Annotated in this window: 10 protein-coding genes; 6 read left to right on the top strand and 4 right to left on the bottom strand. The window is 58.3% G+C overall.

The window, feature by feature from the left end; genetic code table 11:
• The first annotated feature begins 13 nt into the window (after positions 1 to 13).
• The 6 genes from gspL to FFB58_RS07115 all read left to right on the top strand — a co-directional run bounded on the left by gspL (position 14) and on the right by FFB58_RS07115 (position 7,889).
• Complete coding sequence (gene gspL / locus FFB58_RS07140; protein ID WP_138369466.1) at positions 14 to 1,159, top strand: type II secretion system protein GspL; 1,146 nt, start codon at positions 14 to 16, stop codon at positions 1,157 to 1,159.
• Positions 1,156 to 1,641: a type II secretion system protein M gene (locus FFB58_RS07135; protein WP_138369465.1), complete on the top strand. Its 486-nt coding sequence runs from the start codon at positions 1,156 to 1,158 to the stop codon at positions 1,639 to 1,641. The genes gspL and FFB58_RS07135 overlap by 4 nt, the downstream gene beginning before the upstream one ends.
• Complete coding sequence (locus tag FFB58_RS07130; protein WP_138369464.1) at positions 1,638 to 2,423, top strand: A24 family peptidase; 786 nt, start codon at positions 1,638 to 1,640, stop codon at positions 2,421 to 2,423. Before FFB58_RS07135 ends, FFB58_RS07130 begins: the two co-directional genes overlap by 4 nt.
• A gap of 256 nt (positions 2,424 to 2,679) precedes the next feature.
• Positions 2,680 to 5,367 carry a glycosyl hydrolase family 18 protein gene (locus tag FFB58_RS07125; RefSeq protein ID WP_138369463.1) on the top strand — a complete coding sequence of 896 codons (2,688 nt, stop codon included), beginning with the start codon at positions 2,680 to 2,682 and terminating at the stop codon, positions 5,365 to 5,367.
• 96 nt (positions 5,368 to 5,463) lie between these two features.
• Positions 5,464 to 5,907, top strand: a complete 444-nt coding sequence (gene iagB, locus FFB58_RS07120) for a type III secretion system invasion protein IagB (RefSeq protein WP_039029521.1) — start codon at positions 5,464 to 5,466, stop codon at positions 5,905 to 5,907.
• A 137-nt stretch (positions 5,908 to 6,044) separates the two neighbouring features.
• A complete protein-coding gene (locus FFB58_RS07115; RefSeq protein ID WP_039029520.1) occupies positions 6,045 to 7,889 on the top strand; it encodes a chitinase in 1,845 nt (614 codons plus the stop codon).
• A gap of 183 nt (positions 7,890 to 8,072) precedes the next feature.
• Here FFB58_RS07115 and FFB58_RS07110 read toward each other — a convergent pair whose 3' ends face one another.
• The 4 genes from FFB58_RS07110 to poxB form a co-directional block, all read right to left on the bottom strand.
• Positions 8,073 to 9,086 (bottom strand): NAD(P)-dependent oxidoreductase, encoded by a 1,014-nt coding sequence (locus tag FFB58_RS07110; protein WP_039029519.1) that lies wholly within the window; start codon positions 9,084 to 9,086, stop codon positions 8,073 to 8,075.
• A 91-nt stretch (positions 9,087 to 9,177) separates the two neighbouring features.
• On the bottom strand, positions 9,178 to 10,614 hold the full coding sequence (locus FFB58_RS07105) for an SDR family oxidoreductase (RefSeq protein ID WP_138369462.1): 1,437 nt from the start codon (positions 10,612 to 10,614) through the stop codon (positions 9,178 to 9,180).
• 9 nt (positions 10,615 to 10,623) lie between these two features.
• The gene (ltaE, locus tag FFB58_RS07100) at positions 10,624 to 11,625 is read right to left on the bottom strand and encodes a low-specificity L-threonine aldolase (protein ID WP_138369461.1); all 1,002 of its coding nucleotides are present in this window, start codon (positions 11,623 to 11,625) and stop codon (positions 10,624 to 10,626) included.
• A 38-nt stretch (positions 11,626 to 11,663) separates the two neighbouring features.
• Positions 11,664 to 13,382 carry a ubiquinone-dependent pyruvate dehydrogenase gene (gene poxB, locus FFB58_RS07095; protein ID WP_138369460.1) on the bottom strand — a complete coding sequence of 573 codons (1,719 nt, stop codon included), beginning with the start codon at positions 13,380 to 13,382 and terminating at the stop codon, positions 11,664 to 11,666.
• Positions 13,383 to 13,490: the final 108 nt, after the last annotated feature.

Below are 13,490 nucleotides of genomic sequence, written 5' to 3'. Positions count from 1 at the left end.
AAAGCCGATACCGATGAAAAAGATACTTTTTATTCGTCCCGATAGCCGTGAGGACGGGACGATTGCGTGGTGCGAATCCGGAAGCCAGCAGGTGAATACGCTCAGCGGCATGGCAGCGCTGGCGACCCTCGCAGACCATCCCCTGGCCTCGCGCGTCTGTCTGCTGCTGCCCGCCAGCGAGACGATCTTCCGCCACTTCTCCCTGCCAAAGAAAGGACTCGGCTCCCAGGCGACGCCGTTTTCGTGGATGGCGGAAGAGACGCTGATCGGTGACGTCGACGACCTGCACTGGACGGTGTTAAGCAAAAAAGGGTGTGAAGTGGACGCCGTTGCCATCGATGCCCGGCGCCTGCGCGGCTGGCTCGCCTGCTTTGAGCAGGCCGGGCTGAAGGTGGTCCAGGCGCTGCCTGACGCCTGGCTGCTGCCGGTTGCGGACGGGGGAACCACCCTGATGTCGCTGGAAGATAGCTACTGGCTGCGCTTTGCCACCGGGGAGGCGTGCGAAGCCGACGCCGCGCTGCTGCCGCTGCTGTTGCAGAAAACCGCGGGCGGAGAGGTGCGCTGTTATGGCGATGCCCCTGCCGGCGTGGCGGTGGATGAAACCCTGCCCTGGCAGCATCCGCTTGCGCTGATCCAGCCCCAGTGGCAGGGCTGTCGGGCCAACGTGCTGCACGGCGAGTTTAGCCCCAATGGTGCCCGGAACGGCACGCCCAAAGGGTTGAAAGGGGCGATGGTGGCGCTGGCGCTGCTCAGCGTCGGGCTGCTGCTGGGGCCGAGACTGGCGATGGCCCTGATGCTGGTGCAGCAGGAAAACCATCTCCAGCAGGAGATCGCCACGGTCTATCAGTACCATTTCCCCAGCCTGCGTCAGCAAACCAATATTAAGTATCACTTTGGTCAGAACCTGAAGAAGGTCAGTAAAGGCGTCTTCCTGCAGATGGACGACCTGAATACGGCGAAACAGCGCGTGCCGGGTATGGAAGTGAACCTGCTGGATTATGACAGCGCGCAAAACAGCTGGACGCTCAGCGCCAGCAGCCAGGACAGCGCCTCGCTACAGGCGTTTATTTCACAGACCAGTGCGGATTTTGATTTCTCGCTCCAGCCGGTTTCAACGGCAGCGCCCTTTACCGCCATGATCACGGGGAAACATAAATGAAAGCACGTGTCGCTCCATTCAAAGCGCGGTATCAGAATTATTCTGCCCGTGAAAAGCAGCTGATTAAATTCGGCGCCGCGGCGCTGTGTTGTGCCGTCGTCTATTACGGCGGCATGGTGCCGCTGGATAATATGATTAAAAATAGCCAGGCAACGTTAAAGCGCCAGACAGAAACCCTGACCTGGATGCGCAGCGAAATAGATAAAAATCACCTCCAGGTGCAGCAATTAAAAACAGATAATCCGCGCAGCGTGGTAGAAAACAGCGCGCAGGAAATTAAGCTGCCGTTAAATGACGTGCGCCAGGAAGGGCAGGGATTATCATTTGTTGTACCCCGGGTGGATATTAATGAGCTGAAAAACTGGCTGCGTGAAATTAATGCCGCCGCGGGTATCCGGCTGGAGAAAATGAAGCTGACGCCTGTCGACCACCAGCGTGACGTTAAAGCGGAGATCCAGCTTAGCTGGAAAAAAGCCTCATGATCGCCTTTGCCCTGTTCCGGGAGAGCAGCCCGGCGCTTTTCAGCCTGATGAGCGCCGTGTTCGGCGCGATTATCGGCAGCTTTCTTGGAGTAGTGGCAGAGCGTATTCCGCCGATGCTGCTCGATGATGAGACGCGGATTAACTTACTCTTTCCGGCCTCGCACTGCCCGGCGTGCCAGCACGATTTAGCCTGGTGGGAAAATATCCCCCTTGTAAGCTGGCTGGCGCTGCGTGGGCGCTGCCACCATTGCGCCAGCGCAATTCCACTGCGCTTATGGTTACTTGAACTCTTTTCCTTTCTGTTTTTTGGCGCCACCGCCTGGTGTATACCGGATATCCCGGCGCTGTTTTCACTCTGGCTGTTAAGCGCCTTTTTGCTGCCGCTGGCCATCATTGACGGGCGGCACATGCTGCTGCCGGACTGCCTGACCCAGCCCCTGCTGTGGGCCGGGCTGCTGGTTCACCTTGTTCACCCGACGCTGCCTCTTCGCGATGCCATCACAGGCGCGATGGTGGGCTATCTCTCCCTCTGGCTACTTTACTGGGCGTTTCGCCTGACGACCGGCCGCGAAGGTCTTGGCTACGGAGATTTTAAGCTGCTGGCGGCGCTGGGTGCCTGGTGCGGCTGGCAGGCGCTGCCCACGGTGATATTGCTGGCGTCGTTAACGGGGCTGATGGGGTATTTCATTTTTATTAAATCCGGCAATAAAACCGCGCAAATTCCCTTTGGTCCCGCGCTGGCCTTTGCGGGGCTTATTACCTTTATTCTGCAAATTTCCTAGCTCATTGCCTGAGTAATCCTGTCAATTCTTTTTTGAAATTTTTTCGACAAGGTAATCGCGTGAATCATCATTTTTTTGCGAATACCATTTACGCTATGAACTGCATGCATTGCTAATTTCTTTCGAGATTACAAAGAAACTTAAAAACATTACAAGTGGCGATGTATTTAAGCTTTTTACAATCCATGCTGGTTTTATTTCATGTTTACGGAAGACATGACTTTTACGTTCACAAATAAGTTATCGGGAAATGAGAATGAAATTTTTGAAGCCTAAATACCTGGCACTTTTTGTTGCGGCGGCAGCCAGCCCTGTATTTGCAGCAATTCCAGGTGTGCCGTCGTTGACCAGTGGAAATGATAAATTTTCCATTATTGAAGTGGATCAATCCGCTCAGGATTATAATAACCTGGTAAAAGTTCACGACGGTGCCGATGTTAAGGTTGAGTGGAACGTCTGGAGCGGCGATGCGCCAACCTCAGCGAAAGTGCTGCTGGACGGCCAGGAAGTCTGGTCTGGTGCGAGCAGCACCTCTGGCTCCGCAACTTTTAAAGTCAAGAAAGGCGGCCGTTATCAGGAGCAGGTTCAGGTATGTAACAGCAGCGGCTGCAACACCAGCGCCAGCAAACTGATCATCGTGGCGGATACTGACGGTAGCCACCTGCAGCCGTTAACCACTACCCTTCACGAGAACAACAAAGCGTTCGCCAAACACACCGATAAAGTGGTTGCGGCCTATTTCCCTGAGTGGGGCGTTTACGACCGTAACTTCACCGTCGATAAAATCCCGGTTGCCAACCTGAACCACATCCTCTACGGCTTCATTCCAATTTGCGGCGGCGATGGCATCAACGACAGCGCCAAATCCTCCGGCGCGCTGGAATCCCTGAAACGCGCCTGTGCTGGCCGTCAGGATTACACCGTGGCCATTCATGACCCGTGGGCGGCTCTGCAAAAACCTCAGCAGGGTGTGACCGGCTGGGACGAGCCGTACAAAGGCAACTACGGCCAGCTGATGGCAATGAAAAAAGCCAACCCGAACCTGAAGGTTCTGCCTTCCGTTGGCGGCTGGACCCTCTCCGACCCGTTCTTCCAGATGGACAACAAAGTGCTGCGCGACCGCTTCGTCGGCTCAGTGAAAGAGTTCCTGAAAACCTGGAAAGTGTTTGACGGTGTGGATATCGACTGGGAATTCCCGGGCGGCGGCGGTGAAAACGCTAGTCTCGGCGATCCGCAGAAAGATAAGGCGACTTATACTGCGCTGATGCACGATCTGCGCGCCATGCTGAACGAGCTGTCAGCCGAAACGGGCCGTACCTACGAACTGACCACCGCTATCGGTGCCGGTAAAGATAAGATCGAAGATGTCGATTACACCACGGCCCAGCAGTATATCGACCACATCTTCCTGATGAGCTATGACTTCTACGGCGGGTGGAGCAACACCGATCTGGGTCACCAGACTGCGCTGTACGGTGCTTCCTGGAAACCGGACACCAACTACACCACCGATAACGCGGTGAAAGCGATGCTCGACCAGAACGTACAGCCGGGCAAAATCGTGGTGGGTGCGGCGATGTACGGTCGCGGCTGGACTGGCGTCCATGGCTACACCGGCGACAATCCGTTTACCGGTACTGCCACAGGTAAAATCCCTGGCACCTGGGAAGCCGGGATCGTTGACTATCGCGTGATTGCCAACCAGATGAAAGGCAAGCCAGGCTGGGAGTACAAATACGACACCGCGGCAGAAGCGCCATACCTCTTCAACAAGGCGACCGGCGAGCTGCTGAGCTATGACGATGCCCGTTCCGTTGAAGCCAAAGGTAAGTACGTTCTGAACAAAAACCTCGGCGGTCTGTTCGCATGGTCTATCGAATCCGATAACGGCGACATCCTGAACGCCATGAACGAAAGCCTGCTGGGCGGCTCCTCCTCTGATGAGCCAGCGGACACCAACCATGCGCCGGTTGCTACCGCCGCTGACCAGACCGTCACCGGCCCGGTTACCGTGACCCTGGATGGCTCTGCTTCTTCTGACCAGGACGGCGATGCGCTGACCTACAAGTGGACGCAGATTGCCGGGACGACGGTTAGTATCGCCAACAGCACCTCCGCTAAAGCCTCCTTTAGCGTGCCGGCTGTGACCAGCGACCAGACTCTGGCCTTCCGCCTGACCGTTACCGACGCTAAAGGCCTGTTCAGCACCGCGAATGTCCAGGTTGTGAACAAAGCGCCAAAAGCGAACCAGGCTCCTGTGGTTAACCCAATGCAGGACGTTACCCTGGAAGCGGGCCAGACCCAGTCCCTGCACGCTCAGGCATCCGATCCGGATGGCGATGCACTGACCTACAGCTGGAGCGTACCGGCAGAGCTGAACGCGGCCGGTGCTAACACCGACAGCGTACGCATCACCGCGCCAGAAGTGACCTCTGAAACCAGCTACACCCTGAGCGTGATGGTGGGTGACGGTAAAGACAGCGTGCACTCAAGCGTACAGGTTAACGTTACGCCGAAAGCCGCCGATCCAGCGGATGACGTAACCCCACCGGCAGACGACGTAACGCCGCCAGCCGATGAAGACACCACGCCGTCTGACGAAGGCGCGGCAGGTAGCTGCGATAACCCTGTTGATGCCAACGCCAGCAAATATGCCGCGTGGAGCAGCAGCAAGGTCTACAACGGTGGCGATACCGTCAGCTTCGACAACCTGGTCTGGAAAGCGAAGTACTGGACGCAGGGCAACCAGCCTGGCTTCGGTGTGGATGCATGGGAACTGGTCAGCCAGGTGAAATTCGGCTGGAAATCTGATGTGGTTTACAACGGTGGCGACACCACGACTTATCAGGGTTCCGTATACCGTGCCAAGTGGTGGACCCGTGGTGACAACCCGGCCAACAGCGATGTGTGGGTGAAAGAAGGCGCAGCAACAGACTGCAAATAATCATCCTTCTCTGAGAGTGCGGAGGGGCTTCTCGTCCGCACTCACTGACCGCGCCTCTCCGGGCGGTCAGTACACCAGCGGCAGGCGGTTGAGGAAATGAAACGTTTTATTTTTCTGTTGTTATTAATCAGCCAGGGCGCATTAGCCAACTGCTGGAATTCTGCCGGGCAATATTACCATGTCGACCCCTGGTTATTATTTGCCATTGCGGACGTAGAGTCCGGATTAAATCCCAATGCGGTCGGTTATAACCATGATGGTTCACGTGATGTTGGGTTGATGCAAATAAACAGTTCGCATTTTTCAGAGCTGGAAAGAAAAGGCATTGATGAGTACCGGTTAATGGCTGAACCCTGCACCTCTATTATGGTCGGTGCATCCATTCTCTCCGGCATGATTAAAGTCTACGGCTATAACTGGGAAGCGGTAGGGGCTTATAACGCCGGGCTGAAACCCGAAAATTTCCCCCAGCGCAGAATATACGCCAGAAAGGTCTGGGCTAAATACCAAAGAATAAAAAGGATGTCGCAGTACCATTAATCAGCCTGCTTTTTTTGAAGAATATCTGACAGGTGTTCTTCACAAAAAATGTTGCCGTCCCGGATTTATTTATTAATGGATTAATACATAAATCGAGACCGTACTGGTTATTATCGTTTTTAACAGGAACAACGTAAATGAATAAAAGGACATTACTGAGCATTCTGGTCGCGGGCGCGTGCGTGGCACCTGTCATGGCGCAGGCAACCATGCTCAAAGCGGAAAGCAGCGAACCCTATACCATGAAAGCCAGCGACCTGGCCAAAAAGGAAAAGGCGTTAACGGATTTCCCGCTGATGAAGTCGGTCAAGGCGACTATCCGTACTCTGGATAACGCCCAGGTGGAGCTGATTGAGCCGGGTAAAGCGACCAACCCGGATAACGTGAAGCGTGTTGAAAGCATTCTGAAGGAGAGCGACTGGGAGTATCTCTTCCCGCTGCGCGCCAAAGATTACAGCTACAGCAACTTCCTGAAGGCGGTAGGTAAATTCCCGGCACTGTGCGACAACTACACCGATGGTCGCGACAGCCTGGCCATTTGCCGCAAAGAGCTGGCAACCATGTTTGCCCACTTTGCGCAGGAGACCGGCGGGCATGAGTCCTGGCGTCCTGAAGCTGAATGGCGCCAGGCGCTGGTTTACGTCCGCGAGATGGGCTGGAGCGAAGGCCAGAAGGGCGGCTATAACGGCGAATGTAACCCAAGCGTGTGGCAGGGCCAGACCTGGCCGTGCGGCAAAGACAAAGACGGCGATTTCCTGAGCTACTTTGGCCGCGGTGCAAAACAGCTCTCCTACAACTACAACTACGGTCCATTCTCGGAAGCAATGTTTGGTGATGTCCGCACGCTGCTGGACAAGCCGGAGCTGGTGGCCGACACCTGGCTGAACCTGGCGAGCGCCATCTTCTTCTTCGCCTACCCGCAGCCGCCGAAACCGAGCATGCTGCAGGTTATCGACGGTACCTGGCAGCCTAACGATCGCGATAAAGCTAACGGCCTGGTGCCGGGCTTCGGCGTGACCACCCAGATCATCAACGGCGGCGTGGAGTGCGGCGGTCCGACTGAAATTGCCCAGTCTCAGAACCGTATCAAGTACTACAAAGAGTTCGCCAACTACCTGAAGGTTCCGGTGGCGGAAAACGAAGTGCTGGGCTGTGCCAACATGAAGCAGTTCGATGAAGGCGGCGCGGGCGCACTGAAAGTGTACTGGGAACAGGACTGGGGATGGAGCGCGGATACGCCGAGCGGTAAGACCTACTCCTGCCAGCTGGTGGGTTATCAGACGCCATTCAGCGCATTTAAAGACGGCGACTACACCAAATGCGTGCAGAAGTTCTTTAACGTCAATATCGTTAATGACGACGGCACTCCGGTAACGCCGGGCGATGATACGCCAGCGGACAACACCCCGGCTGACAATACTCCGGCAGACAACACGCCAGCGGATAACACCCCGGCAGATGAGACCCCGGCAGATAACACGCCAGCGGTCGTCAACCATACGCCGGTAGCGGTCATCTCCGGCCCGATTGGGGCAGTTGATGCAGGTGCGCAGGTCTCCCTGAGCGCAGAAAACTCCACCGACGAAGACGGTAACAAGCTGACCTACACCTGGCGCTCCCAGGACGGCCAGACCGTAAGCGGTGAAGACAAAGCGGTGGTCACTTTCACTGCGCCAGAGTCCGCGACGGCTCAGCAGTATGAGATCAGCCTGGACGTCAACGACGGCGAGCTGAGCAACACCACTACCTATCTGCTGAACGTCAAAGCGAAAGCGCAGACGCCAGCGGGGGATGAAGGCAGTTCCGACGCTTATGCGGCGTGGAGCGCCAACAGCAAGTACAACGCAGGCGATATCGTGAACAACCACGGTAAACTGTTCCAGTGCAAGCCGTTCCCGTACAGCGGATGGTGTAACAGCGCTCCGGCATACTATGAACCAGGCGCAGGCCTGGCATGGGCAGACGCCTGGACCGCACTGTAAAAGCAAAACGGCAACCGAAAGGTTGCCGTTTTAGTTTCGCCGGGTGGCGGCTTCGCCTTACCCGGCCTACAAAACCAGGCCTTGTAGGCCGGGCAAGCGAAGCGCCCCCGGCACCGCGAGTGAGGGAACCAGACCCCGTAGGCCGGGCAAGCGAAGCGCCCCCGACGCCCCGCAGCAGATTGATTAACGATGTAACTTCCCGTGATCCCGCAGCCATGCCGCGGTACGCACAATCCCCTCATCCAGCGTCACCAGCGGCTTATAGCCCAGCTCACTCTCCGCGCGCTGCGTGTCGAGGGTAAAATCAAAGTTCAGCTTCGACACCCCGTAGTGCGTCAGCGCAGGCTCTTTGGCGGCTTTATTCCCCAGCCGCTCCATGCTGCGGGCAATAATATCCAGCATCGGGTAGGGGACGGAGCGGATCCGGCAGTGAATATTCAGCTCGTCAATCAGCTTCTGCACAATGCTGCGCAGCGAGCGCGGCTCACCGTTGGTGATGTTGTACGCCCGGCCGGACGGCAGACCGTCGCAGGCGCTCTGGCTCGCCAGCCACATGGCATGAATGGCGTTGTCGTAATAGGTCATGTCCACCAGCGCATCTCCGCCGCGCGGCAGCAGCACGCTGCCGTAGTGGTGCATCATCTGCGCCAGGCGCGGGATAAACACTTTGTCGTGGGGGCCAAACAGGCTCTGTGGACGCAAAATGGTAAAGCGGGTGTGCGGGTTGGACTGCGCCAGCAGATCGATCACCTCTTCGCTGGCGGCCTTGCTGCGGGCAAACTCGCAGGCGAAGCGCGCCGGACGAAAATCTTCCTGGATATCGCGATGATGGTGATAGTCGAAATAGAGCGACGGGGAGGAGATATGCACGAAGTTGCGCACGCCCCAGGCCACGGCCCACTCGCCGAGACGGCGGGTAGCGCGCACGTTGGCCAGGTCAAAGGCTTCCTGGGTTCCCCAGGGCGAGGTAAAGCTGGAGCAGTGCCACAGCGTATCGATTCCGGCCAGCATCACTTTTGCCTGGGAAGAGACCAGTTCCGTCAGGTCGGCATGGACAAACTCTGCGCCCATTTTTTGCAGCAATTTACCCATCGCTTCATTACGGCCGGTGGCCCGGACGCTGACGCCTTTATTGCGCAAAAACTCCACCGCATTGCGGCCTAAACCGCTGGTGGCGCCGGTAACCAGTACCTTCATATCGATCCACTGTATTGAAAGAATTTCGTGCGCATTCTTCCGTGAATTACGGCGGTATGCAATGGGAAACGTGAAAGATTCGGAGTTTTAATTACTCTTTTTCTGAGTTTTGTTCTGCCAGAACGGCAATGCGCCGCGCCATTCCCCGGAAGATAAACAGGTGGGCCGGGATCATCAGCAGCCAGTAGAACAGACCCGGCATCCCGTGCGGGTGCCACCAGGCACGCACGTCCAGTTCGCGGTGGTCGCCCTTGTCCTTCAGGGTAAAACAGAGCCGCCCGAGGCCGGGGGCTTTCATGCCAAACAGCAGCGCCAGCTGCTTCTCTGGCTCAACGATAATCACCTTCCAGCTGTCGACGCTATCGCCGGTTTGCAGCCAGGGCGCGGCCGGACGACCTTTCGCCAGCTTATGCCCGACCAGCAGGTCCATCATCCCCCGGGTCTGCCAGAGGATATTGCCAAAGAAGTAGCGCTCTTTGCCGCCGATCTGGTTTACCACCTGCCACAGGGCGTTCAGGCTGGCAGAGGTTTTCACCGTATAACCGGCCTGTTTCGGGTAGTAGCCATATTCCGGACGCCAGCGGGCGAAGGCCTGGGCGTCGTAGCCCCAGTCGCTGGAGTTCACCAGCTTCTCCTCCTCCTTCAGCGTGTTGCGCACCGCATCATCAAAGGGGATCAGCGTTTGCGGGATCAGCGTGCGCAGCTCGCGGTCATCCGCCAGCAGATCGTGCTTCAGCCCCTGGATTAAGGCTTTGGCAGTGGTCGGCGGCACGGAAGTGATGACGTTTAAAAACCACACCGAGATCCAGCGGGTCGGGAAGGGGATGGGGATCAGCGGACGGCGGCGGCCGCTCACCCGCATAAAATGCTCAAACTGCTGCTGGTAGCTCAGCACCTCGGGGCCGGCGGCCTCCAGCACCCGGTGCTCAGATGCCGGATGTTCCAGCAGCTCAACCAGATAGTGCAGCAGGTTCTCCAGCGCAATCGGCGTGGTGCGCGAGCGCACCCAGCGCGGTGGCGTCAACACCGGCAGGTTGTAGACCATATCGCGCATCACTTCGAAGGCGGCTGAGCCCGCGCCGACGATGATCCCCGCCCGCAGCTCGGTGAGCGGTATTCCCGCGCTGCGCAGGGTGTCGGCGGTCACTTGCCGGGCGCGCAGATGGTCGGACTGCTCATGCGCCGGGGCCTGCAACGAACTGAGGAAAATTATCTGCTTAACCGGGTGTTCCAGCAGCAGGTCGCGGACGTTCATCGCCACCTGGCGCTCGTGGGCAATAAAATCGCCCCCTTCGCCCATGCTGTGGACCAGATAGTAAAGGGTATCGACCCCCTCCAGCAGCGACGCCAGCGTCTGCGGCCAGTTGAGGTCGATAGTATGGCAGGTGACGCCAGGCAGGTTTTGCTTCTGCAGGCGCTCAATGCTGCGCGCCGCCGCCCGTACCTGATGCCCGCGTGCGCTCAGGGCGGTCACCAGATGTTGACCGATATACCCGCTGGCACCCAGGACCAGAATACGTTGCGTCACCTGAGTTCCTTAGCGCTGCAAAAACGCCTGCCAGTGGGCAACCACGTCTGCCAGCTGCTCGCGGTTGACATCGAGGTGCATCACCAGACGCACCACCGGCGAGGCGTTAATCAGCACGCCGCGCGCCTTCATAAACTCACCCAGCGCCGCCGCGTGTTCATCGCCGACGCGGATAAACAGCATGTTAGTGTCGTGACGCATCACCTCAGCGCCGATCTCGCGCAGCTGCGTCGCCATCCATGCCGCGTTATCGTGATCGTCCTTCAGGCGGGCGACGTTATTTTTCAGGGCGTACAGACCCGCTGCGGCGAGGATCCCGGCCTGGCGCATGCCGCCGCCGGTCATTTTACGCCAGCGGTTGGCGCGCTTAATGTAGTCGGCGTTGCCCACCAGCAGAGAGCCCACCGGCGTACCCAGCCCTTTGGAGAGACAAATGGTGAACGAGTCGCAATATTGCGTTACCTCTTTCAGCTCGCAGCCATACTCCACCACGGCGTTAAAGATGCGCGCGCCATCGACGTGCAGCCCCAGCCCGCGCTCGCGGGTAAATTCCCACGCCGCTTTCAGGTACTCACGCGGCAGCACTTTGCCGTTATGGGTGTTTTCGAGGCTGAGCAGTCTGGTGCGGGCGAAGTGGATGTCGTCGGCTTTGATTTTGGCGGCGACCTTGTCCAGCGGCAGGGAGCCGTCAGGGGCGGCATCAATGGGCTGCGGCTGAATGCTGCCGAGCACCGCCGCGCCACCGGCTTCGTAGAGGTAGTTATGCGCCCCCTGGCCGACGATATACTCTTCGCCGCGCTCGCAGTGGCTGAGCAGGGCCACCAGGTTGGCCTGGGTGCCGGTCGGCAGGAACAGAGCGGCCTCGTGGCCGCTCAGCTCTGCGGCATAGCGCTGAAGCTCGTTAACGGTGGGGTCATCGCCGTAGACGTCATCCCCGACCGGCGCGGCCAGCATCTCTTCCAGCATGGCACGGCTCGGTCGGGTGACGGTATCACTGCGTAAATCAATCATGGCATTTCCTTATTATTTTAAAGGCGATGCCGATTGTTTTACCTGAGCCAGTTGGTTTTGGCTAGCTCCAAAACTTCGTCGCCGCGGCCGCTGATAATGGCGCGCAGCATGTACAGGCTAAAGCCCTTCGCCTGCTCCAGTTTGATCTGCGGCGGAATGGCCAGCTCCTCTTTGGCGACCACCACGTCCACCAGCACCGGGCCGTCGGTGGCGAAGGCGCGCTGGAGCGCATCATCCACTTCCGAGGCCTTCTCCACGCGAATGCCGGTGATGCCGCAGGCTTCGGCGATGGCGGCGAAATTGGTGTCGTGCAGATCTGTTCCGTCGGTCAGGTAGCCGCCCGCTTTCATCTCCATCGCCACAAAACCCAGCACGCTGTTGTTAAAGACGACGATTTTGATCGGCAGCTTCATCTGCGCCACCGAGAGGAAATCCCCCATCAGCATGCTGAACCCGCCGTCGCCGCACATCGCCACCACCTGACGCTCCGGCGCGGTGGCTTTCGCCCCCAGCGCCTGCGGCATGGCGTTGGCCATCGAGCCGTGGTTAAACGAGCCCAGCAGTCGGCGCTTGCCGTTCATTTTCAGGTAGCGCGCCGCCCAGACGGTGGGGGTGCCCACGTCGCAGGTGAAGATGGCATCGTCGGCGGCATAGTGGCTGATCTGCTGCGCCAGATACTGCGGGTGCAGCGCCTTATCGCCGGGCTTCGCCAGATCGTCCAGCCCTTTGCGGGCATCGCGATAGTCGCTCAGGGCCTTATCCAGGAACTTACGGTCGGTTTTCTCCTCCAGCAGCGGCATCAGCGCGCTCAGGGTCGCCTTGATGTCGCCCACCAGCGCCATATCCACCTTGCTGTGCGCCCCGATAGCGGCCGGGTTGATGTCGATCTGAATGATTTTGGCGTCGGTGGGGTAAAACGCGCGATAGGGGAACTGGGTGCCGAGCAGCACCAGGGTATCGGCGTTCATCATGGTGTGGAACCCGGAAGAGAAGCCGATCAGCCCGGTCATCCCCACGTCATAGGGGTTATCGTACTCCACGTGCTCTTTCCCGCGCAGGGCATGCACGATGGGTGCTTTGAGGGTGCCGGCAAATTCCAGCAGCTCCTCATGGGCTCCGGCGCAGCCGCTGCCGCACATCAGGGCGATATTGCTGGAGTAGCGCAGCAGCTGGGCCAGTTTTTTCAGCTCGCCCTGAGCAGGGGTCACCACCGGCTGCGGGGCCGGATACCAGTGGGTGCTGGCCTGTTCCGGCGCCGGTTTCAGCGCCACGTCGCCCGGCAGCACAATCACCGAGACGCCGCGCTTGAGAATGGTGTTGCGCAGGGCCAGAGCCAGCACCTGGGGGATCTGTTCCGGGGATGAGACCAGTTCACAATAATGGCTGCATTCCCGGAACAGCTCCTGAGGATGCGTCTCCTGAAAATAGCCGCTGCCGATTTCGCTCGACGGAATATGCGCGGCGATGGCGAGGACCGGGACATGGTTGCGATGGCAGTCAAACAGGCCGTTAATCAGGTGCAGGTTACCCGGCCCGCAGGATCCGGCGCAGACCGCCAGCTCGCCGGTAAGCTGCGCCTCGGCCCCGGCGGCGAACGCGGCGACCTCCTCATGGCGGGTCGGCATCCATTCGATGGTGCCCATCCGGTTCAGGCTGTCGCTCAGACCGTTAAGGGAATCACCGGTCACGCCCCAGATCCGTTTAACCCCGGCCTGCTCCAGCATTTTCGCAATATAGTTCGCCACGGTTTGTTTCATGGTAGTCCGTCTCCTGAATGTGATAACGCTTTCAAGCTTAGATGAAACTGACCGGCGTGCCCGCGAAATCTCCCTCATTAATAGTTGCTTTCAATGTGCAATATTTCG

Origin of the sequence: Enterobacter sp. MF024 (assembly GCF_005843915.1) — a bacterium.
Classification (GTDB): domain Bacteria; phylum Pseudomonadota; class Gammaproteobacteria; order Enterobacterales; family Enterobacteriaceae; genus Enterobacter; species Enterobacter barmai.
This window is presented reverse-complemented; position numbering and strand designations above follow the sequence as displayed.

Bases quoted from the DNA above. Each gene is read 5' to 3' on its own strand.
- gspL (WP_138369466.1), top strand. From the start codon at position 14: ATGAAAAAGATACTTTTTATTCGTCCCGATAGCCGTGAGGACGGGACG.
- FFB58_RS07135 (WP_138369465.1), top strand. From the start codon at position 1,156: ATGAAAGCACGTGTCGCTCCATTCAAAGCGCGGTATCAGAATTATTCT.
- FFB58_RS07130 (WP_138369464.1), top strand. From the start codon at position 1,638: ATGATCGCCTTTGCCCTGTTCCGGGAGAGCAGCCCGGCGCTTTTCAGC.
- FFB58_RS07125 (WP_138369463.1), top strand. From the start codon at position 2,680: ATGAAATTTTTGAAGCCTAAATACCTGGCACTTTTTGTTGCGGCGGCA.
- iagB (WP_039029521.1), top strand. From the start codon at position 5,464: ATGAAACGTTTTATTTTTCTGTTGTTATTAATCAGCCAGGGCGCATTA.
- FFB58_RS07115 (WP_039029520.1), top strand. From the start codon at position 6,045: ATGAATAAAAGGACATTACTGAGCATTCTGGTCGCGGGCGCGTGCGTG.
- FFB58_RS07110 (WP_039029519.1), bottom strand. From the start codon at position 9,086: ATGAAGGTACTGGTTACCGGCGCCACCAGCGGTTTAGGCCGCAATGCG.
- ltaE (WP_138369461.1), bottom strand. From the start codon at position 11,625: ATGATTGATTTACGCAGTGATACCGTCACCCGACCGAGCCGTGCCATG.
- poxB (WP_138369460.1), bottom strand. From the start codon at position 13,382: ATGAAACAAACCGTGGCGAACTATATTGCGAAAATGCTGGAGCAGGCC.